The 23,765-nt window shown below is 63.7% G+C and carries 22 protein-coding genes and 1 pseudogene; 12 read left to right on the forward strand and 11 right to left on the reverse strand.

The genetic code is table 11. The annotated features are described in order from the left end of the window. Positions 1-93: 93 nt before the first annotated feature. The gene (locus DQ397_RS18575) at positions 94-927 is read left to right on the forward strand and encodes an EamA family transporter (protein ID WP_043207239.1); all 834 of its coding nucleotides are present in this window, start codon (positions 94-96) and stop codon (positions 925-927) included. A gap of 30 nt (positions 928-957) precedes the next feature. Further along, on the forward strand, positions 958-1,344 hold the full coding sequence (locus tag DQ397_RS18580) for an MAPEG family protein (protein ID WP_043207241.1): 387 nt from the start codon (positions 958-960) through the stop codon (positions 1,342-1,344). 109 nt (positions 1,345-1,453) lie between these two features. On the opposite strand, the gene DQ397_RS18585 is transcribed toward DQ397_RS18580, so the two are convergent. Continuing rightward, positions 1,454-2,605, reverse strand: a complete 1,152-nt coding sequence (locus DQ397_RS18585; RefSeq protein ID WP_148921594.1) for a murein transglycosylase A — start codon at positions 2,603-2,605, stop codon at positions 1,454-1,456. Between the two features lie 116 nt (positions 2,606-2,721). On the opposite strand from DQ397_RS18585, the gene DQ397_RS18590 reads away from it, so the two are divergent. Further along, positions 2,722-3,168 (forward strand): cytochrome c, encoded by a 447-nt coding sequence (locus tag DQ397_RS18590; RefSeq protein WP_043207244.1) that lies wholly within the window; start codon positions 2,722-2,724, stop codon positions 3,166-3,168. A 136-nt stretch (positions 3,169-3,304) separates the two neighbouring features. On the opposite strand, the gene DQ397_RS18595 is transcribed toward DQ397_RS18590, so the two are convergent. The 5 genes from DQ397_RS18595 to DQ397_RS18615 all read right to left on the reverse strand — a co-directional run bounded on the left by DQ397_RS18595 (position 3,305) and on the right by DQ397_RS18615 (position 8,320). Next, a complete protein-coding gene (locus DQ397_RS18595; protein WP_043207246.1) occupies positions 3,305-3,700 on the reverse strand; it encodes a DUF1090 domain-containing protein in 396 nt (131 codons plus the stop codon). Positions 3,701-3,821: 121 nt separating this feature from the next. Further along, positions 3,822-4,217 (reverse strand): DUF1090 domain-containing protein, encoded by a 396-nt coding sequence (locus DQ397_RS18600; RefSeq protein ID WP_043207250.1) that lies wholly within the window; start codon positions 4,215-4,217, stop codon positions 3,822-3,824. A gap of 60 nt (positions 4,218-4,277) precedes the next feature. Next, positions 4,278-5,948 carry an NAD-dependent DNA ligase LigB gene (gene ligB / locus DQ397_RS18605; RefSeq protein WP_043207252.1) on the reverse strand — a complete coding sequence of 557 codons (1,671 nt, stop codon included), beginning with the start codon at positions 5,946-5,948 and terminating at the stop codon, positions 4,278-4,280. 168 nt (positions 5,949-6,116) lie between these two features. Further along, a complete protein-coding gene (metK, locus tag DQ397_RS18610; protein WP_043207253.1) occupies positions 6,117-7,307 on the reverse strand; it encodes a methionine adenosyltransferase in 1,191 nt (396 codons plus the stop codon). A gap of 20 nt (positions 7,308-7,327) precedes the next feature. Further along, positions 7,328-8,320, reverse strand: coding sequence for a metalloregulator ArsR/SmtB family transcription factor (locus DQ397_RS18615; protein ID WP_043207256.1), 993 nt, complete (start codon positions 8,318-8,320; stop codon positions 7,328-7,330). 249 nt (positions 8,321-8,569) lie between these two features. Here DQ397_RS18615 and tkt point away from each other — a divergent pair, with 249 nt between their 5' ends. From tkt to DQ397_RS18655, 8 genes are all read left to right on the forward strand, one after another. Beyond that, positions 8,570-10,567, forward strand: coding sequence for a transketolase (gene tkt / locus DQ397_RS18620; RefSeq protein WP_043207258.1), 1,998 nt, complete (start codon positions 8,570-8,572; stop codon positions 10,565-10,567). Positions 10,568-10,715: 148 nt separating this feature from the next. Next, on the forward strand, positions 10,716-11,777 hold the full coding sequence (epd, locus tag DQ397_RS18625; RefSeq protein WP_043207260.1) for an erythrose-4-phosphate dehydrogenase: 1,062 nt from the start codon (positions 10,716-10,718) through the stop codon (positions 11,775-11,777). Between the two features lie 12 nt (positions 11,778-11,789). Beyond that, complete coding sequence (locus tag DQ397_RS18630; protein ID WP_043207267.1) at positions 11,790-12,953, forward strand: phosphoglycerate kinase; 1,164 nt, start codon at positions 11,790-11,792, stop codon at positions 12,951-12,953. Positions 12,954-12,985: 32 nt separating this feature from the next. Beyond that, complete coding sequence (locus DQ397_RS18635; protein WP_043207346.1) at positions 12,986-13,201, forward strand: hypothetical protein; 216 nt, start codon at positions 12,986-12,988, stop codon at positions 13,199-13,201. 79 nt (positions 13,202-13,280) lie between these two features. Then, positions 13,281-13,610, forward strand: a complete 330-nt coding sequence (locus tag DQ397_RS18640; protein ID WP_043207270.1) for an MliC family protein — start codon at positions 13,281-13,283, stop codon at positions 13,608-13,610. Between the two features lie 99 nt (positions 13,611-13,709). Then, a complete protein-coding gene (gene fba, locus DQ397_RS18645; RefSeq protein WP_043207275.1) occupies positions 13,710-14,774 on the forward strand; it encodes a class II fructose-bisphosphate aldolase in 1,065 nt (354 codons plus the stop codon). A 104-nt stretch (positions 14,775-14,878) separates the two neighbouring features. Beyond that, positions 14,879-15,379 (forward strand): M48 family metallopeptidase, encoded by a 501-nt coding sequence (locus tag DQ397_RS18650; RefSeq protein WP_043207282.1) that lies wholly within the window; start codon positions 14,879-14,881, stop codon positions 15,377-15,379. Positions 15,380-15,391: 12 nt separating this feature from the next. Next, positions 15,392-15,688: a helix-turn-helix domain-containing protein gene (locus tag DQ397_RS18655; protein WP_043207283.1), complete on the forward strand. Its 297-nt coding sequence runs from the start codon at positions 15,392-15,394 to the stop codon at positions 15,686-15,688. Positions 15,689-15,722: 34 nt separating this feature from the next. On the opposite strand, the gene DQ397_RS18660 is transcribed toward DQ397_RS18655, so the two are convergent. Then, a complete protein-coding gene (locus DQ397_RS18660) occupies positions 15,723-16,175 on the reverse strand; it encodes a GNAT family N-acetyltransferase (protein ID WP_043207347.1) in 453 nt (150 codons plus the stop codon). Between the two features lie 224 nt (positions 16,176-16,399). Here DQ397_RS18660 and DQ397_RS18665 point away from each other — a divergent pair, with 224 nt between their 5' ends. Continuing rightward, complete coding sequence (locus DQ397_RS18665; protein ID WP_043207284.1) at positions 16,400-17,137, forward strand: ABC transporter substrate-binding protein; 738 nt, start codon at positions 16,400-16,402, stop codon at positions 17,135-17,137. Between the two features lie 47 nt (positions 17,138-17,184). Here the strand turns inward: DQ397_RS18665 and yccS are convergent, their stop codons facing one another. The 4 genes and pseudogenes from yccS to mdtD form a co-directional block, all read right to left on the reverse strand. Further along, positions 17,185-19,368: a YccS family putative transporter gene (gene yccS / locus DQ397_RS18670; protein WP_043207349.1), complete on the reverse strand. Its 2,184-nt coding sequence runs from the start codon at positions 19,366-19,368 to the stop codon at positions 17,185-17,187. A 129-nt stretch (positions 19,369-19,497) separates the two neighbouring features. Next, a pseudogene (locus tag DQ397_RS18675) lies at positions 19,498-20,712 on the reverse strand (NAD(P)/FAD-dependent oxidoreductase); the annotation flags it as partial. Between the two features lie 88 nt (positions 20,713-20,800). Further along, positions 20,801-22,138 (reverse strand): ATP-dependent RNA helicase DbpA, encoded by a 1,338-nt coding sequence (gene dbpA, locus DQ397_RS18680; RefSeq protein WP_238556595.1) that lies wholly within the window; start codon positions 22,136-22,138, stop codon positions 20,801-20,803. A 112-nt stretch (positions 22,139-22,250) separates the two neighbouring features. Beyond that, positions 22,251-23,678, reverse strand: a complete 1,428-nt coding sequence (gene mdtD / locus DQ397_RS18685) for a multidrug transporter subunit MdtD (protein ID WP_043207291.1) — start codon at positions 23,676-23,678, stop codon at positions 22,251-22,253. Positions 23,679-23,765 lie beyond the last annotated feature (87 nt).

Below are 23,765 nucleotides of genomic sequence, written 5' to 3' on the forward strand. Positions count from 1 at the left end.
ACAGGGCGCTGATTCCTACATTAGGACTGGAAATAGATATAGTGTCGGACAATCAGGCCAACGAGGGCCTGGACTCTGTGCAAGGACCCTCCCGTGTTGGCAACTTCGCTGGTTTTGGTCGCGGCCCTGCTCCACGCGACTTGGAATACCCTGATCAAATTCAGTGGCGAGCGTTTGCTGGTGATTGCCAGCATGGACCTGGTAGCCCTCGCCTTCGCCGTGGCGGCGGTGGCGTTCGTAGACATTCCTCCGGCGCACATCTGGCCTTGGTTGCTCGCATCGGCGCTGGCCGAGCAGCTGTACCGCTTTTTGTTGATCCAGGCGTATCGGGTTGGCGATCTGGGGCTGGTCTATCCTCTGATGCGCGGCCTGTCGCCCTTGGTGGTGCTGGGGCTGACGCTGGCCTTTGCCGGAGAATCGCTCAGCGACAAGCAGATCATTGGCATCCTGCTGATTCCGTGCGGCATGGCCTGCCTGCTCTGGCAGGGCGGCGGCGGGGATCGGCTGCCGTGGTCGATGCTGCCAGTGGTCGCGCTGATCGGTCTGTGCATCGGTTGCTACACCTGGTTCGACGGCAGGGCCGTGCAAATCTGGGGCAAGCCGTTGGATTACCTGGTGTGGTTGACCTTGCTCAGTGCTTGGCCGTTTCCGTTGCTGGCAAGCGTGGCGCGGCGGGCGCCGTTCGTGTTGTTCTGGCGCACCCAGTGGCGCCTGGGGTTGGCGGTGGGGTTGTGCGTGTTGTTGAGCTATGCCCTGGTGCTATGGGCCATGCACCTGGGGTCGGTTGCCGAAGCGGCGGCATTGCGGGAGCTGAGCGTGATCCTCGTGGTGCTGCTGGGCATGCGCTACCTCAAAGAACCTTTTGGCGGGCCAAGACTCCTAGCTTGCGGGCTGGTCCTGGCTGGCATGCTGGTGATGAAGCTCTGAAACCGATCATTTGAACAAGGAGTCCTTTCCATGACCGTTGCCCTGTGGTGCATCCTGATTGCCATGATCCTGCCGCCGCTGTGTGGGTTGACGGCGAAACTGAGCAGTGGCCGTTTCGGCTTGCGTGAAAACCACGATCCGCGCGCCTTCCTCGATACCTTGTCGGGCCTGCCACGCCGTGCCCATGCCGCCCAGCAGAACGGCTTCGAGGCCTTTCCCGCTTTTGCTGCCGCGGTGCTCGTTGCCGATATCGTCGGTAACGCGGAGCAGGTGACGCAGGATGTACTGGCGGTGCTGTACATCACCAGTCGCCTACTCTTCATCATCTGCTACCTGGCCGACCTGGCCATCCTGCGTTCACTGGTGTGGTTTGCCGGGCTGGCACTGATCATTGCGTTTTTCGTGGTTTCCATCTGAAAGCGTGTCGCGCTCTTCGCGGTTAAACCCGCTCCCCCATGGCACTGTGGGTCTTGAGGTCTGTGCAGGCTTGTGGGAGCGGGTTCCGCCGCGAAGCATCCAACCCTGATCAAGGGACTTTCGGCACCTCAGGCAGCGCCGCGCCCTTGGGCCACAGCATCCAGATCTGCCCTGGCTGCTTCATGTTCCCTGCCAGTTCGCCGGCCTGCGGGCCAGTTCCCCAGAACAGGTCTGCGCGGACCTCGCCGGTGATGGCGCCGCCGGTGTCCTGGGCGCCCACCGGACGCACCACCGGGCTACCATCCGGACGGGTAGTGGACAGCCACAGCAGGCTGCCCAGGGGGATCACCTTGCGATCGATGGCGACGCTGTAACCGGCGGTCAACGGCACGTTCAACGAGCCGCGCGGGCCTTCATTGCTGTCTGGACGGGTGCCAAAGAATACGTAGCTGGGGTTGCTGGCCAGCAGCTCGGGAACCCGCTGCGGGTTGGCCTGGGCCCAGGCGTGAATGCTGCCCATGGTCACGTCTTCTTTCTTCAACTGGCCTTGCTCCACCAGCCAGCGACCGATGGGACGGTAGGGATGGCCGTTCTGGTCGGCGTAGCCCAGGCGCAGTTGGCGTCCGTCTTCTAGCTGAATGCGCCCGGAGCCTTGGACCTGCAGGAATTGCAGGTCCATCGGATCGGTCAGCCAGGCCAGTACCGGCGCTTTCACGCCGTCGCGGTTGATCACTTCAGCGGTGTCGTAGGGCTTGAGCACGCGGCCATCGAGGCGCCCGCGCAGGCGTTTGCCTTTTAGTTCCGGGTAGATGCTGGCCAAGTCGACCACGATCATGTCTTCGGGAATACCGTACACCGGCACGTGGGCGGTCTCGGTACGGCTGAGGCTTCCGGGGTAGACCGGTTCGTAGTAACCGGTGATCAGGCCGTGGGCGTTGTTCTGCGCTGAACGCAGGCCGTAGACCGATAGGTTCTGCTGTAGGAAGGCACGGATCTGGGCGGCGTCTTCAGGCATGCGGGCCGCGGCCTCGCAGGTAGCGGCCCAGACCGGGTCACGCTTGAGCTTTTCGCATCCATTGCGCCAGGCCTGGAAACCGGCCAACAGGTCGTCGTCGCTGACGCTTGGCAGGTCTTGCCAGGTGGCCGGGGCGTAGGTCGCCACGGCGTGGGGTTCGGGTTTGGCATTCTCGCCGCCGTTGCAACCGGCCAGCAGGGCCAGGGTGGGAAGCGCCCAGGCAAGGTGGCGCAGAGCAGATCTCATGGTTGAATCCTTGAATGGGCGGCCTGTACGGCTGCCCATGTTTTTCGTGGGGGTATTGGTCTTTGTCGAGCAGGCGAGGATACTGTCGGCCCTTTCCCTCTGCCAATGTGACCGTGATGTTGAAATGTTTCACCGTTCTGCTGTTGGTCGGCCTGTCCCTGGCGGCCTGTGACCGTGTCGATCCTAACTCACCACTGGGTCAGCGCAAGGCGATCTTCAAGCAAATGCTCAAGACCAGCGAGGATATGGGCGGCATGCTGCGGGGACGATTACCGTTTGACGGCGCCCGGTTCGCCGAGGGTGCGGTGAAGCTCGATGGTCTGTCCCGCGAGCCGTGGCAGCATTTTCCGCAGGTCAAGGATGAGGGTGACAGCAGCGCGCGGCCTGAGGTGTGGGAGCGTCAGGCGCGTTTCCAGGATTTGGCTCGGCAATTGGAAGGGGTGACGGGCGAGCTGGTCAGCGTGACCCGTGACCAGCCGCTGGAGGCGGCAAGCCTGAAGGTGCCAATGGACAAGGTCGAGGCCGCATGCAAGGCCTGCCACACGGAATTTCGCAATCATTGATTGCCCGCATGGCCGGGCTTGAGGCTGCTTCCCGCAATGCCTGCGGGAAACTGCGAAGGGCCGCGCAACGGCCCCGATATGCAGGGGCACAACTACCGTGCACTGCCCCTCTCAGCGGTAGCCCAGGGAGCCGATGTCACTTGTCCAGCTCCAGCTCGGCCTGCTTGAGTTCAGCCTGGGACTCTGCAAGCTTGCGCTCGCGCTTGGCGATCTTGTCCTTGTCGCCCTTGGCATGAGCCTCGGCGAGGTCTGCCTTGCGTTCAGCCACTTCCGCCTTGGCCTCGGCGACCTTGGCTTCACGCTCGTGTTTCAGGCCGGCATCGGTGCAGTGGGCGGCGTTTTCCTTCAAGGCTTTTTCCAGGCCACGGATTTGACCCCAATTGTTGTGCTTGCGGGCGTATTCGAGCTGGTTCTCGATGGCGCTGCGTTTGGCCGCGCAACCGGTCAGGCCTGGGGCGGGCTGCGCTGCCTGCGCAGTGCCAGCGGCCAGGCCGAGGATGGCCAGAATTGTCAGGGCGGAACGGGCTTTCATGAACACTTCCTTCAATAGCAACAAAATTTGTAGGGGATAGTGCCTACAACCGTTTGCCGAGTGAACCCTGGAAACGGGTGCTACATCGCTTTCAGAAAAAACCTACTCCGGCGTGACTGACTCAGCGCTCCAGTCCATCGACGGCTTCTTGCAGCTCCTTCTTGGCCTCGGCGAGCTTTTCCTTGCGCTTGTTGATCTTCTCCGGGTCGCCTTTCTTCATGGCCTTGTCCAGGTCCTTGGTGCGCTGGTTCACTTCGTGGCGGGCCTCGAGGACCTTCTGCTCACGCTCCTTGCGCAGGCTGGAATCGGTGCAGTGTTCGGTGACTTCGGCCAGGGCCTTTTCCAGGCCGGCCTGCTGCTCGCTGTTGCCATGGCTGCGCGCTTGTTCGAGCTGTTCGCTGATAGCCTGGCGCTTGGCCGCGCAGCCGGTCAGCCCAGGCTGCTCTTCGGCGGCCAGCAGAGGGCTGGCGGCGATGCTGAGCAAGGCGGACAGTGCAAGAGACGAAAGCAATTTCATCGGGGACTCCATTCGAAGGCAGGACAGCGGAAAACGAAATGCTGCCCTGATCTGACGAAATTAGAAACCCTGGATTGCGTGTGCGCGCAATTGCATGGCCAGCAGGGCCAGCGTTTCATCCGTGAAGAACGCCTCCAGTTGCGCGGCGCGACCAGGGCCGATACCGGGCTCGGCCAGCCATTGTTCACGGCGCTTGGCCGCGAGGGTCTGCCAATCCGGTCCCAGTGGGAGGTTGCGCGGAGCCGGGACACCGAGGGCCCGCAACCAGCGCTCGAACGGTTGCTGCCGAGCATTGGCAAAGGCTTGCAGCAACTGCCCTGCACGCGCCGTGCCGATGCCCGATATGCGCTGCAGGTCGTCGCGCTCCAAGGCCAGCCAGTCATGCAGGCTGCTCACGGCCCCGCTTTCCACCAGGCGCGCCCAGGTGGCGGAGCCAAGGTTGGGCATCTGCAAACCCTGGCGGCCGCTCAACCAGGCCAGGCGGGCGAGGAACTGCTCCTTGCAGGTGTCGTCGGGCCGCCAGCAACTGAGTGGATGGTGCTGTGTGGCGTCCGGCGGCGTCACAGGCTCCCGGTGCGTCGAGCGGTGCACCACGCTTTCCAGTCGCGGCACGGTCAGCCCGGCCAGGGTGATCGCCACTTGGTCACCAGGGCGTATGTCCAGCCGCTGCCAGCGGGCCAGCGAACCGAGGCTGACCAGGCTGATGCGGCGGTCATCCAATACGACCGGGTGCAGGTGCAGCATGGGCGTGATGCGACCGGTCCGTCCTACCCGAAAGCGCACCTCGCGCACCTCGGCCAGGGCTTGTTGGAATGGGTACTTCCAGGCCGCTATCCAGGAGGGCGGCTTGGCCCGCCAGCGTTTGGCCGGCGGCCGACTGTCCTGGCGCAGAATCACGCCATCGGTCGCGAAGGGCAGGGCTGAGCGGCACCAATGCTGGCGCCAGTGCGAGGCTTGGTCGAAGGTCTCGATGGCGACGCTGTAGCGCTGGCTATCGGCAAAGCCGAGCTGCGCCAGCCGTGACAGGCGGTCGGCCTGACGGGGCGGCCCATCGGGCCAATCCCAAACGAACAGACCGATGCCGCCACCTTGGGCATCATCCAGGCTCTTGCGCGCCAGGAGGCCTGCCACCGTACCGCGGGCGTTGGCGCTGCCGGCCAGAGCTTGCGTGTGATTGTCCCGACGCCAGTAGAGTTCGCCCTGCAGCACGAGGTCGATCGGCTCCGGCAGTTGCCGAGTGATGCCGCTCAGGTGGGGAATATGGCGACTCCAATCATGTCCCAGAAGGCCATCACCGCGGCTGAGCAACTGCACCAAGCGCCCTTCGCGGTACACCAACGACGCTGCGACGCCATCCACCTTCGGTTGTATCCAGACATCGCGCTTGCCTTGCAGCCAAGCTACCACTGCCTGTTCATCGGCCAGTTTGATCACGCCGGTGTGAGGTATCGGGTGAGGTAGGGCGCCGCGGGCGCTGGCCAGCGGATCATCGCTGCCTGGCAGGTCGAAGCAGATTTGCAACGCGTGCAGGCGCTGCCGGCTCTGGTCGTAGAGTTCGTCCGCCACGGGTGAATGGCCTTGGCGGTGGTACTGGTCGTCCCAGGTGGCCAGGGTTTCGCGCAGTCGGGTGATTTCCTCGTGGGCACGGGCCGGGGGCCAGGATGGACAGGCGTCGGCTTGACTGACGATCGGCAGAAGTATGAGCAATGCAGCGATGAGCATTGGGGGCATGGCCAGCATCCTTGCTTGGCAGGAGGGAATGCTCAGCCTAGGCAATCGCAGGCCAGGGCGGCGGGCGGAGTTGTCAGTCGATATGTCACGAAAAAGCCCCTGCCGATCACTCGGCAGGGGCTTTTTTTTGCAACCTGTGGCGTGCGGCATGCAATCAGCCGCTTACCCTTACAGGCCGGCTGCGGCGCGCAGGGCGTCGACGCGGTCGGTGCGTTCCCAGGTGAAGGTGGTGAAGGTGTCGTTGCCGACGGTCTTCTGCTGTGGGATACGGCCGAAGTGACCATAGGCAGCGGTTTCCTGGTACATCGGGTGCAGCAGGTCGAGCATGGTGGTGATGGCGTACGGGCGCAGGTCGAAGCACTCGCGGACCAATTGTACGATCTTGTCGTCGGCGATCTTGCCGGTGCCGAAGGTGTTGATCGAAATGGAGGTCGGCTGGGCCACGCCGATGGCGTAGGACACCTGGATCTCGCAACGGTCGGCCAGGCCTGCGGCAACGATGTTCTTGGCCACGTAGCGGCCGGCGTAGGCTGCCGAGCGGTCGACTTTGGACGGGTCCTTGCCGGAGAACGCGCCGCCACCGTGACGCGCCATACCGCCGTAGGAGTCGACGATGATCTTGCGACCGGTCAGGCCGCAGTCGCCCACTGGGCCACCAATGATGAAGTTGCCGGTCGGGTTGATGTGGAACTGGGTGTCCTTGTGCAGCAGCTCGGCAGGCAGGGTGTGCTTGACGATCAGCTCCATGACGGCTTCACGCAGATCTTTGTAGGAGACTTCCGGGTTGTGCTGGGTCGACAGGACCACGGCATCGATACCCACGACCTTGCCGTTTTCGTAACGGCAGGTGACCTGAGACTTGGCGTCCGGACGCAGCCACGGCAGCAGGCCGGACTTGCGCGCTTCGGCCTGGCGCTCGACCAGGCGATGGGAGAAGCAGATCGGGGCAGGCATCAGGACGTCGGTTTCGTTGCTGGCGTAGCCGAACATCAGGCCCTGGTCGCCCGCACCCTGGTCTTCCGGCTTGGAGCGGTCGACGCCCTGGGCGATGTCCACCGACTGTTTGCCGATGATGTTCATCACGGCGCAGGTCGCGCCGTCGAAGCCGACGTCGGAGCTGTTGTAGCCGATGTCGATGATGACTTTGCGCACCAACTCCTCCAGGTCGACCCAGGCGGAGGTGGTCACTTCACCGGCAATGATGGCGACACCGGTCTTGACCAGGGTTTCGCAAGCAACGCGGGCGTATTTGTCCTGGGCGATGATTGCATCAAGGACCGCGTCCGAAATCTGGTCGGCGATCTTGTCCGGATGCCCTTCGGACACGGACTCGGAAGTGAAAAGGGAGTATTCGCTCATCTCGACGGGTTCCTAAAAATTTACCGATGGTGAGTGTCGCCAGTCGTCCGCTGGAAATGGCGGACCTGAATCTGGAAACCGTTACGCAAGCCCACATAGAGGCTGTCCCCGGGTACTAGCCCCGCTACCCGGGCCCAACGGGCCAGGTCTTCCTGCTCGAAGCCCAACCAGAGATCGCCGCAGGCTTCCCGCGCCCAGCTCTGATCATGGCTACACAGCTCGGTGACCAGCAGGCTGCCGCCCGCTTTCACCCGTTTGGCCAGCAGGCGCAGGGCCAGGGCCGGGTCGCTGAAATGGTGCAATACCATGTTCAGCACTACGCAGTCGGCTTCCACATCCGTTGCACCCAGTGCATCGGCCAACTGCAGGTTTACATTATCCAGCCCTTCGCGCTCGCAGACCTGGCGGGCCAATTCGAGCATGGTCGAGCTGTTGTCCAGGGCCGTGACCTGATTGAAGCGCCGTGCCAGGTCCGGCAGGAAGCCGCCATCGCCTGGACCGACTTCCAGCGCGCTGGCCTCGGGGCCGAAACTCAGATTGTCGAGCAGAGCCAGCAGGCTGTCGCGGTACTGCGGCAGGCCGGCGATCAGGTCTTGCTGGGCGCGAAACTTTTCTTCCACGCGCAGGAAAAAGTCCTGGCTGGTGGCGGCGCGGCGTTGTTGCACCTGGGCGATACGGGCCTGCACGTCCTGCGTCAGGGCCAGGCCGTCCACCTCTTCGAGCAGGGCTGCGTGCAGGCGACCGCCCAAGCGCAGGCTGTCGGGCAAGGCGCGGCGGTAGAAGATCGCATTGCCCTCGCGGCGCGTGGCCACCAGTTCAGCTTGGGCCAGTACCTTGAGGTGATGGCTCATGCCCGATTGGCCGATGTCGAAAATCTGTGCGAGCTCCAGCACGCCAAACGAGTCGCTGGCCAGCGCGCGCAGCACGTTCAGGCGCAGCGGGTCGCCGCCGGCCTTGCACAGGGCGGCCAGCTCGTCGCTGCGTTGAGGGGTGATGGGCGCGCTTTGGTTCATGAGGCGGCAGTCTAGACAGGGGATGCTGTCGTAGCAATAGCAATATCAAAAAGTTTTGATATTGGCGATGAGCTGCGGTCTGCAGGGGGCAAGCTGCAAGGTTGGAGCAGATCGGGCGCCGATCTGCCTCTGCTTGCAGTGTCGAGCTTGTCGCCTGTGGCTGGAAAAGTTTGCCCCCGGCCCCGCCTGTGGGCGAAAATGGCGGCCTTTTTCGTTTCACTACCTTTTCAATCCCCAGGAGACTCAGCGATGCCCAGCCGTCGTGAACGTGCCAACGCCATTCGTGCCCTCAGCATGGATGCCGTGCAAAAGGCCAACAGCGGCCACCCAGGTGCCCCCATGGGCATGGCGGATATCGCCGAAGTGCTTTGGCGCGATTACCTGAAGCACAACCCGAGCAATCCGAAGTTCGCCGACCGCGACCGCTTCGTGCTGTCCAATGGCCACGGCTCGATGCTCATCTACTCGCTGCTGCACCTGACCGGCTACGACCTGTCGATCGACGACCTCAAGGCCTTCCGTCAACTGCACAGTCGCACGCCGGGTCACCCGGAGTACGGCTACACCGCAGGCGTCGAGACCACCACCGGCCCGCTGGGCCAGGGTATCGCCAACGCCGTGGGCTTCGCCCTGGCGGAAAAAGTCCTGGCGGCCCAATTCAACCGTGAAGGCCACACCATCGTCGACCACCACACCTACGTGTTCCTGGGCGACGGCTGCATGATGGAAGGTATCTCCCACGAAGTCGCGTCCCTGGCCGGCACCTTGGGCCTGAACAAGCTGATCGCCTTCTACGACGACAACGGCATCTCCATCGACGGCGAAGTGCACGGCTGGTTCACCGACAACACCCCGGCGCGCTTCGAGGCGTACAACTGGCAGGTGATCCGCAACGTCGATGGCCATGACGCCGACGAGATCAAGACTGCCATCGAGACCGCCCGCAAGAGCGATCGCCCGACCCTGATCTGCTGCAAGACCATCATCGGCTTCGGTTCGCCCAACAAGCAGGGCAAGGAAGACTGCCACGGCGCGCCGTTGGGCAACGATGAAATCGCCCTGGCCCGCAAGGAACTGAACTGGAACCACGGTCCGTTCGAGATTCCGGCCGACATCTACGCAGAATGGGACGCCAAAGCCGCCGGCGCCAAGCTCGAAGCCGACTGGAACCAGCGCTTCGACGCCTATGCCAAGGCCTACCCTGAGCTGGCCGCCGAGTTCAAGCGCCGTGAACGCGGCGAGCTGCCGGCCGACTTCGCCGAGAAGGCCCAGGCCTACATCAACGAAGTCGCCGCCAAGGGTGAAACCATCGCCAGCCGCAAGGCCAGCCAGAACGCCCTGAATGCCTTCGGCCCGCTGCTGCCTGAGTTCCTCGGCGGCTCGGCTGACCTGGCCGGCTCCAACCTGACCCTGTGGAAAGGCTGCAAAGGCGTCAGCGCCGATGACGCCAGCGGCAACTACGTGTTCTACGGTGTGCGCGAGTTCGGCATGACCGCCATCATGAACGGCGTCGCCCTGCACGGCGGCCTGGTGCCTTATGGCGCGACCTTCCTGATGTTCATGGAATACGCCCGCAACGCGGTACGCATGTCCGCCCTGATGAAGCAGCGCGTCATCCATGTCTATACCCACGACTCCATCGGCTTGGGCGAAGACGGCCCGACCCACCAGCCGATCGAGCAGCTGACCAGCCTGCGCAGCACGCCGAACCTGGACACTTGGCGTCCAGCCGACGCGGTGGAATCCGCCGTGTCCTGGAAGCAGGCCCTGGAGCGCAAGGACGGCCCATCGGCGTTGATCTTCTCCCGTCAGAACCTGCAGCACCAGGAGCGCGATGCCCAGCAGATCGCCAACATCAGCCGCGGCGGCTACATCCTCAAGGATTGCGCCGGCGAGCCTGAGCTGCTGCTGATCGCCACCGGTTCCGAAGTGGGGCTGGCGGTCCAGGCGCATGCCAAGCTGACCGAGCAGGGCCGCAAGGTGCGTGTGGTTTCCATGCCGTGCACCAGCGTGTTCGACGCCCAGGACGCCGCCTACAAGCAGTCCGTTCTACCGCTGGAAGTCGGTGCGCGTATCGCCATCGAGGCTGCCCACGCGGACTTCTGGTACAAGTACGTGGGCCTGGAAGGCCGCGTCATCGGTATGACCACCTACGGTGAGTCGGCGCCGGCCTCCGCACTGTTCGAGGAATTCGGCTTCACCCTGGAGAACATTCTGGGTACCGCTGAAGAGCTGCTGGAAGACTGATGTAAGGATCTGCGGGCGGTGTCGCCCCGATTCGCGGGCAAGCCCGCTCCCACGGTGGTCGTGTATCCCTGTGGGAGCGGGCTTGCCTGCGAATGCCACACCGCAATCCCGCAGGCTGCTGACAATAGATCTGTTCCGTGAGTATCGAATGCCCCATCCGCGTCCCTACAAAGTTGCACTCAACGGTTACGGCCGTATCGGTCGTTGTGTCTTGCGCGCACTGTTCGAGCGAGGAGCGGACGCTGGCTTCGAGATCGTCGCGCTGAACGACCTGGCCGATCAGGCCAGCCTCGAATACTTGACCCGTTTCGACTCCACCCACGGGCGATTCCCTGGCGAGGTGAGGGTTGACGGCGACTGCCTGCACATCAATGGCGACTGTGTGAAGGTCCTGCGCAGCGCCATCCCGGAGGGCATCGACTGGGCGGCGCTGGGCGTCGATCTGGTGCTGGAGTGCTCCGGGGCCTACAACACTCGTGCCGATGCCCAGCGCTTTCTCGATGCCGGCGCGCCGCGGGTGCTGTTCTCCCAGCCGATGTCCAGTGAAGCGGATGTCGACGCCACGGTGGTCTATGGCATTAACCAGGACTGCCTGAGCGGCGAGGAGCGCCTGGTGTCCAACGCCTCCTGTACCACCAACTGCGGCGTGCCGCTGTTGCGCGTGCTGGACCAGGCGTTTGGCATCGAGTATGTGTCGATCACCACCATTCACTCGGCGATGAACGACCAGCCGGTGATCGATGCCTATCACCATGAGGACCTGCGCCGCACCCGTTCGGCATTCCAGTCGGTGATCCCGGTGTCCACTGGTCTGGCGCGCGGCATCGAGCGCCTGCTTCCGGAACTTGCCGGTCGAATCCAGGCCAAAGCCGTACGCGTGCCGACCGTCAACGTCTCGTGCCTGGACATCACCCTGCAGACCGCCCGTGATACCAGCGCGGCAGAGGTCAACCGGGTGTTGCGCGAGGCTGCGCTGAACGGCCCGCTGAAAGGGCTGCTGGCCTATACCGAGCTGCCCCACGCCAGTTGTGATTTCAACCATGACCCGCATTCGGCCATCGTCGATGCCAGCCAGACCCGTGTTTCCGGCCCCCGCCTGGTGAACCTGCTGGCCTGGTTCGACAACGAATGGGGGTTCGCCAACCGTATGCTCGACGTTGCCGGTCATTTCCTGCACGTCGTCCACCAAACCCGCACCAAACAGCCCTGAAGGACTGCATTCATGACCGTGTTGAAGATGACCGACCTCGACCTGCAAGGTAAGCGCGTACTGATCCGCGAAGACCTCAACGTCCCTGTGAAAGACGGTGTGGTAGCCAGCGATGCGCGTATCCTGGCCGCGCTGCCGACCATCAAGCTGGCCCTTGAGAAGGGTGCTGCCGTCATGGTCTGCTCGCACCTGGGTCGCCCCACCGAAGGCGAGTTCTCCGCCGAGAACAGCCTCAAGCCGGTGGCTGATTACCTGAGCAAGGCCCTGGGCCGCGACGTGCCGCTGGTCGCTGACTACCTGGACGGTGTCGAGGTCAAGGCCGGTGATCTGGTGCTGTTCGAGAACGTGCGCTTCAACAAGGGCGAGAAGAAGAACGCCGACGAGCTGGCGCAAAAGTACGCCGCCCTGTGCGACGTATTCGTCATGGATGCCTTCGGTACCGCCCACCGCGCCGAGGGTTCGACCCACGGGGTTGCCAAGTTCGCCAAGGTTGCGGCTGCAGGCCCGCTGCTGGCGGCCGAACTCGATGCCCTGGGCAAGGCCCTGAAAGCCCCGGCCAAACCGATGGCCGCCATCGTCGCCGGCTCCAAGGTCTCCACCAAGCTGGATGTGCTCAACAGCCTGAGCACGGTCTGCGATCAACTGATCGTCGGTGGCGGCATCGCCAACACCTTCCTCGCCGCGGCGGGCCACAAGGTCGGCAAGTCGCTGTACGAACCTGACCTGGTCGACACCGCCAAGGCGATCGCCGCCAAGGTCAGCGTGCCGCTGCCGGTGGACGTAGTGGTTGCCAAGGAGTTCGCCGAGAGCGCCGAAGCCACCGTCAAGTCCATCGCCGATGTGGCCGATGACGACATGATCCTGGATATCGGCCCGAAGACTGCCGAACAGTTCGCCGAGCTGCTCAAGTCGTCCAAGACCATTCTGTGGAACGGCCCGGTCGGCGTGTTCGAGTTCGACCAGTTCGGCAACGGCACCAAAGTGCTGGCCAAGGCCATCGCCGACAGCGCCGCCTTCTCCATCGCCGGTGGCGGTGACACCCTGGCGGCCATCGACAAATATGGCGTAGGCGCTGATATCTCCTACATTTCTACCGGTGGCGGCGCGTTCCTCGAATTCGTCGAAGGCAAGGTCCTGCCCGCCGTGGCTATCCTGGAAGAGCGGGCCAAGGCCTGAGTATGGCGGCGCCTGGCAAAGGGAGCGACCTGATGGTCAAGCAATTGCCTGTGATGATCCTGGCCCTGTTGCTGGGCGCCTGCTCCAGCAAGTCTGCCGATACCGAGCCGTCGCAGCCGCCCAAGGGCGGCTGCTACCAGTCTCAGTGGCAGGCGGAAACCGCGCCGGTCATCAACAAGCGCATGGGCCCGGAGGGCCTGGAAAAGTACGACGACGAACACCAGCGCCAGGCGCCGGGCTGCCCTTGATCGGGCGCCAGGCAACCAAGGTTGGGTTTTGTGGTCTTGGATTAGGGGCCGCGTAGCGGATCCACGACGAGGTTTTTGGATGAAAGCGCTTCTGGCCGCATTGGCCCTGGCGACCCTGGCAGGATGCTCGCTGCTGCAACCGGCCCCATCCGCTCCGGCGGACAACTGGACCCGCTGGGTCTGCGACAGCCAGGCCGAAGTGCTCTGGCGATTCGCCGATGCGAGCCAGGATGCGGTCGACGTACGCCTAGGCGGCGGCGACCAGGTCTACCGGCTCAAGTCCGAGCCGGGCGCCTCGGGCGCGCTGTACAGCGACGGGGTACTTGCCTTCCACGCCAAGGGCGACGAAGGCCTGGTGTATTGGGTGGCGACCAACGATCTGATTGGGCGGGGCTGCAAGGCACCGTGACTGGCCGGGCCGCGACGGTGGCCCACACTACTTGAACAGCAACCGCCCCTGCGGCAGGCTTGCACGAAACAACGACGCTTGTCGGGAGAGAGATACACAATGGCACTCATTAGCATGCGCCAGATGCTGGACCACGCCGCCGAGTTCGGCTACGGCGTTCCGGCTTTCAACGTCAACAACCTCGAGCAGATGCGCGCCATCATGGAAGCTGCGGATGCCACCGACTCCCCGGTCATCGTCCAGGCCTCGGCCGGCGCCCGCAAGTACGCTGGTGCCCCGTTCCTGCGTCACCTGATCCTGGCGGCGATCGAAGAGTTCCCGCACATCCCGGTGTGCATGCACCAGGATCACGGCACCAGCCCTGACGTCTGCCAGCGTTCCATCCAGCTGGGCTTCAGCTCGGTGATGATGGACGGCTCGCTCAAGGAAGACGGCAAGACCCCGTCCGACTACGAGTACAACGTTCGCGTCACTCAGCAGACCGTGGCATTCGCCCACGCCTGCGGCGTGTCCGTCGAAGGCGAACTGGGTTGCCTGGGCAGCCTGGAAACCGGCCAAGCCGGTGAAGAAGATGGTATCGGCGCCGAAGGCACTCTGGATCACAGCCAGATGCTGACCGACCCGGAAGAAGCCGCCGACTTCGTCAAGAAGACCCAGGTCGACGCCCTGGCCATCGCCATCGGCACCAGCCACGGCGCCTACAAGTTCACCAAGCCGCCAACCGGTGACATCCTGGCCATCGACCGGATCAAGGAAATCCACAAGCGCATTCCCAACACCCACCTGGTCATGCACGGTTCTTCCTCGGTGCCGCAGGAATGGCTGAAGGTCATCAACGAATACGGCGGTGACATCAAGGAAACCTACGGCGTGCCGGTCGAAGAAATCGTCGAAGGCATCAAGTACGGCGTGCGCAAGGTCAACATCGATACCGACCTGCGCCTGGCCTCCACGGGTGCCATCCGTCGCTACATGGCTCAGCACCCGAGCGAGTTCGACCCACGCAAGTTCTTCGCCGAGACCGTGAAGGCCATGCGTGATGTCTGCATCGCCCGTTACGAAGCCTTCGGTACCGCCGGCAACGCCTCCAAGATCAAGCCGATCTCCCTGGAGGGCATGTTCCAGCGTTACGCCAAAGGTGAGCTGGCCGCCAAGGTCAACTGATCCTGCCATGAACGAGGGGCCGTTTCGCGCTGGCGAAACGGCCCCTCGTTCATATTGGATGCGGATCGGATACACTCGCGGTTCTTCTCGCTGAACGCCGTGCAATGACCGCATTACGCTACCTGCAAGCCTACCCGCCTCACCTGCAAGAGCAGGTCCGCCAGATAATCGCCTCCGATCGCCTGGGCGATTACCTGCGCCAGCGCTACCCGGATCGACACGACGTACAGAGCGACAAAGCGCTGTACAGCTATGCCCAGGACTTGAAACAGCAATACCTGCGCAGTGCGCCGAATCTGGACAAGGTGCTGTTCGACAACCGCCTGGATCTGACCCATCGCGCCTTGGGCCTGAACACTGCTGTCTCCCGTGTGCAGGGCGGCAAACTCAAGGCCAAGATGGAAATCCGCATCGCCTCGCTGTTCAAGGACGCGGCGCCCCAGTTTCTACGCATGATCGTGGTGCACGAGTTGGCGCACCTGCGCGAGCGGGACCACAACAAGGCGTTCTACCAGCTCTGTCAGCACATGGAGCCGGACTATCATCAATTGGAATTCGACCTGCGCGTCTACCTGACCTACCAGGAGCTGCCGGGCACCACCTGAGGATCGAGCAGCATGGATGTGAGCAAGACCAAGAGCAGTTTCTACCGGCGTCTCTATGTGGCCTGGTTGATCGACAGCCAGACCGCAACCAGTGTTCCGGCGCTGATGGAGGCTACCGGCATGCCTCGTCGCACCGCACAGGACACCATCGCCGCACTGGCCGACCTGGATATCGTTTGTGAATTCGAGCAGCAGGCCGGGGCGCGTAATCACGCCGGGCACTACCGCATCCACGATTGGGGTGCCATCGACAAGCAGTGGATCATCCAGCACCTGCGCAAGATCAGGGACGTGCTGGGGTATCCATGACCTGAGCGCCCCAGCCGCTCGATGCCCTCTCGCCTCAAGCCTTGCGCATACCGATATGCGCAATGCCATCCTCCAGGTACTGCTCTCCCGCCACCTCGAATCCATGCCGCGCATAGTAGGCCTGCAGATGTGCCTGGGCCGACAGGTAGATCGGTGTCCCAGGCCAGCAGTGCTCGGCGCACTCCAGCCCCTTGAGCAACAGCTGATGGCCCAGGCCGCCACCGCGCGCGGCGGGGGCGGTTACCACCCGGCCAATGACCACGTCGCCGCCTTGGGATTGGGGGTCGAGCAGGCGCAGGTAGGCCACCAAGCGGTCTTGTTCCCAACCCATCAAGTGCAGCGTATCTGCGCAAAGGTCCTGGCCGTCGACCTCCTGGTAGGCGCATTGCTGCTCCACCACGAAGACTTCAGTGCGCAACTGCAGGATGGCATAGAGTTGCTCCTTGCCAAGGTCGGTATGGTGCTTGCAGATCCACTCGATGGACATGGGTATGAACTCTTTGAAGGGGCGGTCGATCATCGCAAATCCCGGCGCTGGCGACGAGTCAGACATTGCCCAAAAACGGCTTCAACTGCATTCGGCCAAAATAGAGGCTATTTGATGTCATTTGTCGGCTGCCGTCCGAGAGGGCTTTGTGTAATCTGCCCATCCTGTAGTAGTGCGGATCGCCACCATCAGAGTGGATCACCCACCTGCGAAAGGACTCGAGCATGCGGCCATTGCTTTGCGCGCTTGGTTTACTGTTGATCGTGCTGGTCACTCCCGCCGTGGCGGCCGAGAAGTTGCGTCTTGTGGCCGACAGTTGGCCGCCGTTCACAGACAGCGACTTGCCCGGCGGCGGCCTGGCCACCAACATCGTCACCGCGGCACTGACCCGTGCTGGCTACATCAGCAATGTCGAGCAGGTGCCCTGGGCCAGGGCCTTGATGGGTATCGGCGAAGGCCGCTACGACATCTTGGTCAACACCTGGTACAACGACTCGCGCACGCGTCTGGGCGCATTTTCCAAACCCTATCTGGTCAACCGCATCCGCCTGCTCAGGCCGCAAGATACGCCTTTGAGCTACCGTCAGCTGGCCGACCTCTACGACTATTCCATTGCCGTGGTACGCGATTACGCCTATTCCCCGGAATTCGACGCCGACGCCCGTTTGCACAAGGTGGCGGTGCGCAACTTCTCCTCGGCGGTGCGCATGCTGGCGGCGGGCAGGGTCGACCTGACGGTGGAGGACGAATTCGTCGCGCGCTACAGCCTGCAACGCGAGCCGAAGGAGGTGCGTGAGGCCGTGACCTTCGTAGAGCCCGCGTTGGGCGAAAACAACCTGCACATCCTCGTCAGCCTCAAGCATCCCCATCATCAGCAGATCATCGAGCGCTTCGACCGCGCCATCGCCGCGATGAAGGCCGATGGCAGCTATGCCCGTCTGTTGCGCCAACACGGGTTCTGATCCGCCTCAGCGCCCTCTGGCTTCAAGAGCGGGTTGGCCTGGGAGCGTCAGCCCGTTGGGCTTTCCTTGATCAGGTGCGCCGCCAGGGTACGCAGCGGCCCGAGTTGGCGGCAGATCAGCGCCAGTTGGGTTTGCACCAGACGCTGATGTTCGTCCAACTCTTCGGGCATCTGTTCCAAGGCGCCGGCCAGGGCTTCCTCGGCATCGCTGTGGATGGCCACGGGCAGGCGGGCGGCCAGTCCATTGGCGATCTCATCGAGGCTGTTGGCCAGGCTCTGGCCGGCGCCATCGATCAACTGCTCGTGAACCTCCGGCGGCAGCGCCGTGTCGCGGTGTGCACCGAGCCCGGAGAGGTAGCTGAGCAGGGTGTGCGAGAGCACCAGGAAGCGGAAGCCCACATCGGCTTCCTTACGGAAGTGCCCAGGCTCCATGAGCATGTTGGCCAGTGTGGTCGACAGTGCCGCATCGGCGTTGTGGGCGTTGCGCCGGGCCAGGCGATAGGCCAGGTCGTCGCGCTTGCCATGGGCATATTGCTGCATGATCTGGCGCAGGTAGGCACTGGCGCAGGTCAGCGTATTGGCCAGCACTTTGTTCAGGCGCCGCCCCTGCCAATCCGGCAGGAACAGGAACACCGCCAGGATGGCAATCAGGCTGCCCACGAGGGTATCGAACAGGCGTGGCAGGAACAGGCCGTAGCCATCGCCGATCTGGTTGAAGCAGAACAGTACCATCAGGGTGATCGCCGCCGTGGCCAAGGTATAGCGGGTGGTTCGGTTGACGAAGAACACCACCCCGGCGACCACCGCGAACATCGACTGGATGACCGGGCTGGGGAACAGGTCGAACAGCGCCCAGCCCACCGTGAGGCCGACAGCCGTGCCCACTACGCGCTGCACCAGCTTGCGGCGGGTCGCACCATAGTTGGGCTGGCAGACGAACAGGGTAGTCAGGATGATCCAGTAGCCTTGGGTCGGGTGGATCAGGTGCACCATGCCGTAGCCCACCGACAGCGCCAGGGACAGGCGCAGGGCATGGCGGAACAACAGCGAAGTGGGCGTCAGCTGCGTGCGCAGGCGGCTCCAGACATCCTTGAGGTTGCGTGGCGAGCGGTCGAGCAGGCTGCTGTCGCTGGCATCGGCCAGACTGTCGGGGTTGCTGGCGGCGCCCAGCAGGCGGTCCAGGGTCGCCAGGTTGCCGGCCAGCGCCCGCAAAGAGCGCAACAGGCCGCGCCAGGCTGGATTGCTTTGCTGGCGCAAGTGTTCCAGGGAGGCGTTGAGGTCTTCCAGCGCTTCGGCGAACCCGCCGCCGTAGACGAACGGCTGGCGCAGGCGGATCGAGTGGGACAGTTGCTGGCAGGCCGAGCCTTGCTGGCGCAGCAGGCGCTGGCAGCGGAACATCACATCGCTGTGGAAGAACGCTTCGGCCAGTGCGTTGTAGGGATAGTGCGAGGCACTGACCCGCTCATGGATGTCCTGAGCCAGAAAGTACAGCTTCAAATAACGGCTGACCTTGGCGTTCGGCTGGCTGTTGCCAACCCGGTGCAGGATGATTTCCTTGGCTGCGTTCAGCGCCGCCACTACTTTGCCATTTTGCTGGGCCAGTTCCAGGCGGCGGGCTTCCAGGTCCAGGTTGCGGATCGGCTCGAACAGGTTGGCCTTGAGCTTGAGGTAGCGGCCAAGCTCCATGAACAACTTCGCCAGGCTCTGCTGCACCGGCTGGTTGGAGAACAGCGCCTGCCACAGGACCGAGAGCAGGCCATACCACGCCGCACCGGCCACCAGCAGCAACGGTTCGTGCCAGAAATCGCTGACCTGCCCGCCGCGCTGGTCCACGCCGATCATGGTGTACACCGAGAGGATCAACGTCGCCGAGGCGATGGCGCCGTAGCGTTCGCCCAAGGCGCCGAGCATGGTCAGGGCGAAGGCTGCCAGGGCCAGTGCGCCAGCGAAGATCCAGGGGTAGGGGAACAGCAGCTCCACCGACAAGGCGGCGATGGCGAAACACACCAAGGTAACGGCCAGGGCGCTCAGGCGGCCTTGCCAGCCGTCGTCGGTCTCGGCGAGGGCGCTGGCGATGATGCCGAGGAACAGCGGGATCAACAGCGCCATTTCGTCCTGGTACCAGCAAAGCGCCAGGCTGCCGGTGAGTGCGATCGTTACCCTGATGCTGTAGCTGAACTTGTCTTGGCCCCACAAACGACGCAATGAATGGCGGAACGAGCTCGATGACATGATGGCCCTGGGCAGTGATCGAATGAATACCTTGGCGCCATTCATAGTGGGCCGCGCAGCAGCCCCAGAAAATCGGCACCTCAGCACAGACCAGCAAGAAGCGTTCCGTGCTGCTGAAAGGATTCTACTCTACACGAACTGCGCTGCAGCGTTGGCCGAGGCCCATGCCCACTGGAAATTGAACCCGCCCAGGTGGCCCGTGACATCGAGCACTTCGCCGATGAAGTACAGCCCAGGACTCTTGAGGGATTCCATGGTCTTTGAAGACACCTCGCGGGTATCGACGCCGCCGAGGGTCACCTCCGCGGTGCGATAGCCTTCGGTACCGGCCGGCACCAGTTGCCAGGCCGACAGCTTGTCCGCCACCTGGGCCAGTTCGGCCGGGGTGTACTGCTTCATCGGCTTGGACACGAACCATTGCTCGGCCAGCAGATTGGCCAGCTTGCGGGTGAAAACCTCGCCCAGCAGCGTCTTCAGCTCGCTGTTGGGGCGTTCGGCCTGCTGCTGTTGCAGCCAACTGAGGGCGTCTCGATCGGGCAACAGGTTGATCTCCACGGTATCGCCCGCCTCCCAGAACGAGGAAATCTGCAGGATCGCCGGGCCACTCAGGCCGCGGTGGGTGAACAACAGGTTTTCCCGAAAACTGGTGCCGTTGCAACTGGCGACGCAGTCCAGTGCGGTGCCGGAGAGCTCGGTGCACAGGGCCTTGAGTTGAGGCTCGGTGATGGTGAAGGGCACCAGACCCGCGCGGGTCGGCAGCAGGGTATGGCCGAACTGACGGGCGACCTGGTAGCCAAAGCCGGTAGCGCCCAGGGTCGGGATCGACAGGCCGCCGGTGGCGATCACCAGGGACTGGCAGGCGAACGGGCCTGCGGAGGTTTGCAGACAATAGCCTTCGGCGGTCTTCTCGATCTGCTCGATGCTGGTCTGCAGGCGTATCTGGGCCCCGGCCTCGTCGCATTCGGCGAGCAACATGTCGAGGATGTCGCTGGACTTGTTGTCGCAGAACAGCTGGCCAAGTTTCTTCTCGTGGTAAGGCACGCCGTGCTTGCACACCAGTTCGATGAAATCCCACTGGGTATAGCGGGCCAGGGCCGACTTGCAGAAGTGCGTGTTCTGCGAGAGGAAGTTGGCGGGCTCGGTGTACATGTTGGTGAAGTTGCAGCGACCGCCCCCGGACATGAGGATCTTCTTGCCCGGCTTGTTGGCGTGGTCGAGCACCAGCACCCGGCGTCCTCGGCGGGCGGTGAGCTGGGCGCACATCAGGCCGGCGGCGCCGGCGCCGATGATGATCACGTCGGTGGAATGCACGGTGTAAACCTTTTCTGAAATGACACACTGGCCCCCGTGGAAGCGGGTTTACCCGCAATGCGATGGTGGACTCACTGCCGCCTTCGCGGGTAAACCCGCTTCCACAGAGTCGTGCAGATCTTTAGATGATGCGGACTTTCAGGGACCGACCCTTGATCTTGCCGCTGTTCAGGCGCTGCATGGCTTGTTTGGCCACAGCGCGCTCCACCGCCACGAAGGCCTGGAAGTCGAAGATGGCGATTTTGCCCACCTGTTTACCGGGGATCCCTGCGTCGCCGGTCAGCGCGCCGAGAATATCGCCTGGGCGCAGTTTGTCCTTGCGGCCTGCGGCGATGCACAAGGTGGTCATCGCTGGCAGCAAAGGCTCACCCCCTTTGTGTTTGAGGTTGTCGAGCTGCTCCCAGCGCAGCGGGCGCTTCTGCAGGTCCTCGATGGCCTGTGCGCGGTGGCCCTCGGCAGGCGCGACCAGGCTGATGGCGATGCCTTTTTCGCCAGCGCGACCGGTGCGGCCGACGCGGTGTACGTGAATCTCCGGATCACGCGCCAGCTCGACGTTGATCACCATGTCCAGACCGTCGATGTCCAGGCCACGGGCCGCCACGTCAGTGGCCACCAGCACCGAGCTGCTGCGGTTGGCGAACATTGTCAGCACCTGGTCGCGGTCGCGTTGCTCCAGGTCGCCATGCAGGGCCTGGGCGACGATGCCCTTGGCGGTGAGGTGGGCTACCACGTCCTCGCACTGCTGCTTGGTGAAGCAGAACGCCACGCACGACTGCGGGCGGAAGTGGCCGAGCACTCGTGTGACGGCTTCCAGGCGTTGCTGCGGGTCGATCTCGATGAAGTGCTGTTCGATCTGGTTGTCGGCGTGCAGGCTTTCGACCTTGACTTGCTGTGGCTTGCGCATGAACTCGGCGGCCAACTGCTCGATGCCGGCCGGGTAGGTGGCCGAGAACAGCAGCGTCTGGCGGCGCGAAGGGGTCTTGCCGATGATGCTGGCGATGGCGTCGAAGAAACCCATGTCGAGCATGCGGTCGGCTTCATCCAGCACCAGGGTATTGAGCCCATCGAGCACCAAAGTGCCCTTGTCCAGGTGCTGCTGGATGCGCCCTGGGGTGCCGACGATGATGTGTGCGCCATGCTCCAGGGAGGCGATCTGCGGGCCCAGCGAAACGCCGCCGCACAGGGTGAGGATCTTGATGTTGTCTTCGGCACGGGCCAGGCGACGCAGCTCCTTGGCCACCTGGTCGGCCAGCTCGCGGGTCGGGCACAGTACCAGGGCCTGGCAGCCGAAGTAGCGCGGATTGATCGGGTTGAGCAGGCCGATGCCGAAGGCGGCGGTCTTGCCGCTGCCGGTCTTGGCCTGGGCGATCAGGTCCTGGCCCTTGAGGATGAACGGCAGGCTCTGGGCCTGGATCGGCGTCATCGAGGCGTAGCCGAGGGCGTCCAGGTTGGCCAGCATGGCGGCGGACAGCGGCAGAGTGGCAAAGGCGGTGGAGTCGGTGGTCACGAGGCGGGCCTGCGTTGCGAAGCGAAAAATGCCGCACAGTCTACCAGCCTCGTGGCCATTCGCCCTACGACTCCATGTGCGCTTCCTGACGACGGGCACGCCTTCCGTCTGTCGGCGACAACTGCAGGAAGATCGCTGCGGCCAGCATGGCCATCAAGCCGATGGTCAAGAAGGTCAGCTGGAAGGCGCCCAGGGTGCTTTCCACCCCCTCTGCGCTGCCCGCGGCGGTAAAGCCGCCAAGCAAGGCGCCGGCACAGGCCACCCCCAGGCTCAAGGACAGCTGCGCGACCACCGACAACAGGCTGTTGCCGCTGCTGGCGCTGGCGTCGTCCAGGTCGATCAGGGTCACGGTGTTCATGGCGGTGAACTGCATGGAGTTCACGGCGCCGAGCAGGGCCAGTTGCGCCAGCAGCAGGGCATACGGCGTGTCTGCGTCCACCAGTCCCAGACTGGCCAGCAGCAGGCCAAGCAACAGGGTATTGCCGGTGAGGATGATGCGATAGCCGAAGCGTTCGATCAGCGGCCGTGCGATGGACTTGGCGAGCATCGCCGCGGCGGCCAGAGGGATCATGCTCATGCCGGCCTCGGCGGGCGAATAGCCCAGCGCCACCTGCAGTAGCAACGGCACCAGAAACGGCAGAGCGCCGCTGCCCAGGCGGGCGAAGAGGTTGCCGAGGATGCCGATGGCGAAGGTGCGCACCCGGAACAGGCCCGGCGAGAACAGCGGCTGCGGATCGCGCCCGGCGCGCAGCCAATAGGCGGCCAGGCAGGCCATGCCGGCGAACAGCAGCAACATCACCCGCAAGTGCGGCAGGTGCAGCTCACCCAAGCCTTCCATGGCGATGGTGATCAGCACCATCGCGGCGCCGAACAGGATGAACCCCGGGCCGTCGAAGGTAGTGCGCTCGGCGCCGCGCAGATCAGGGATGAACTTCCATACCGCATAGCAGCCCAGTGCACCGACGGGCAGGTTGAGCAAAAAGATCCAGTGCCAGGTGAGGATCTCCACCAGCCAGCCGCCCAGGGTCGGTCCCAGCAGCGGGCCAAGCAGGCCGGGGATGGTGATGAAGCTCATGATCCGCACCAGCTCCGAACGCGGGTAGGCGCGCAGCACTACCAGTCGCCCGACCGGCAGCATCAACGCACCGCCCAGGCCCTGGATGACCCGGGCCAGGATCAGGAACGTGAGGCTGTTGGCCATGGCGCAGAGCAGCGAGCCCAGGCTGAAGAGCAGGATGGCGCTGAAGAAAATGCGCTTGGTGCCGAAGCGGTCGGCGATCCAGCCTGAAGCGGGAATCAACAGGGCCACCGTGAGCATGTAGGCGATGATCACACCCTGCATGCGCAGCGGGTCTTCGGCCAGGGAGCGGGCCATGGCCGGCAGGGCGGTGTTGAGGATGGTGCCGTCCAGGGACTGCATGAAGAAGGCGATGGCCACCACCCAGGGGATCCAGCGGGCGGTGACGGGGTCCAGCGGGGCGCGTTCGGGCATGAATACCTCGGCTTTGCTGCTTGATCGTGCTGGCCCGCCTCCACAGGGTTATCGTCCTGTAGGAGCCCTGTGAAGCAGCCAGCACAG

Source organism: Pseudomonas sp. CK-NBRI-02 (genome assembly GCF_008124495.1).
Classification (GTDB): Bacteria; Pseudomonadota; Gammaproteobacteria; order Pseudomonadales; family Pseudomonadaceae; genus Aquipseudomonas; species Aquipseudomonas guariconensis.

Bases quoted from the DNA above. Each gene is read 5' to 3' on its own strand.
- DQ397_RS18580 (WP_043207241.1), top strand. From the start codon at position 958: ATGACCGTTGCCCTGTGGTGCATCCTGATTGCCATGATCCTGCCGCCG.
- DQ397_RS18585 (WP_148921594.1), bottom strand. From the start codon at position 2,605: ATGAGATCTGCTCTGCGCCACCTTGCCTGGGCGCTTCCCACCCTGGCC.
- DQ397_RS18590 (WP_043207244.1), top strand. From the start codon at position 2,722: ATGTTGAAATGTTTCACCGTTCTGCTGTTGGTCGGCCTGTCCCTGGCG.
- DQ397_RS18595 (WP_043207246.1), bottom strand. From the start codon at position 3,700: ATGAAAGCCCGTTCCGCCCTGACAATTCTGGCCATCCTCGGCCTGGCC.
- DQ397_RS18600 (WP_043207250.1), bottom strand. From the start codon at position 4,217: ATGAAATTGCTTTCGTCTCTTGCACTGTCCGCCTTGCTCAGCATCGCC.
- ligB (WP_043207252.1), bottom strand. From the start codon at position 5,948: ATGCCCCCAATGCTCATCGCTGCATTGCTCATACTTCTGCCGATCGTC.
- metK (WP_043207253.1), bottom strand. From the start codon at position 7,307: ATGAGCGAATACTCCCTTTTCACTTCCGAGTCCGTGTCCGAAGGGCAT.
- DQ397_RS18615 (WP_043207256.1), bottom strand. From the start codon at position 8,320: ATGAACCAAAGCGCGCCCATCACCCCTCAACGCAGCGACGAGCTGGCC.
- tkt (WP_043207258.1), top strand. From the start codon at position 8,570: ATGCCCAGCCGTCGTGAACGTGCCAACGCCATTCGTGCCCTCAGCATG.
- epd (WP_043207260.1), top strand. From the start codon at position 10,716: ATGCCCCATCCGCGTCCCTACAAAGTTGCACTCAACGGTTACGGCCGT.
- DQ397_RS18630 (WP_043207267.1), top strand. From the start codon at position 11,790: ATGACCGTGTTGAAGATGACCGACCTCGACCTGCAAGGTAAGCGCGTA.
- DQ397_RS18635 (WP_043207346.1), top strand. From the start codon at position 12,986: ATGGTCAAGCAATTGCCTGTGATGATCCTGGCCCTGTTGCTGGGCGCC.
- DQ397_RS18640 (WP_043207270.1), top strand. From the start codon at position 13,281: ATGAAAGCGCTTCTGGCCGCATTGGCCCTGGCGACCCTGGCAGGATGC.
- fba (WP_043207275.1), top strand. From the start codon at position 13,710: ATGGCACTCATTAGCATGCGCCAGATGCTGGACCACGCCGCCGAGTTC.
- DQ397_RS18650 (WP_043207282.1), top strand. From the start codon at position 14,879: ATGACCGCATTACGCTACCTGCAAGCCTACCCGCCTCACCTGCAAGAG.
- DQ397_RS18655 (WP_043207283.1), top strand. From the start codon at position 15,392: ATGGATGTGAGCAAGACCAAGAGCAGTTTCTACCGGCGTCTCTATGTG.
- DQ397_RS18660 (WP_043207347.1), bottom strand. From the start codon at position 16,175: ATGTCCATCGAGTGGATCTGCAAGCACCATACCGACCTTGGCAAGGAG.
- DQ397_RS18665 (WP_043207284.1), top strand. From the start codon at position 16,400: ATGCGGCCATTGCTTTGCGCGCTTGGTTTACTGTTGATCGTGCTGGTC.
- yccS (WP_043207349.1), bottom strand. From the start codon at position 19,368: ATGTCATCGAGCTCGTTCCGCCATTCATTGCGTCGTTTGTGGGGCCAA.
- dbpA (WP_238556595.1), bottom strand. From the start codon at position 22,138: ATGCTGGCCAACCTGGACGCCCTCGGCTACGCCTCGATGACGCCGATC.
- mdtD (WP_043207291.1), bottom strand. From the start codon at position 23,678: ATGCCCGAACGCGCCCCGCTGGACCCCGTCACCGCCCGCTGGATCCCC.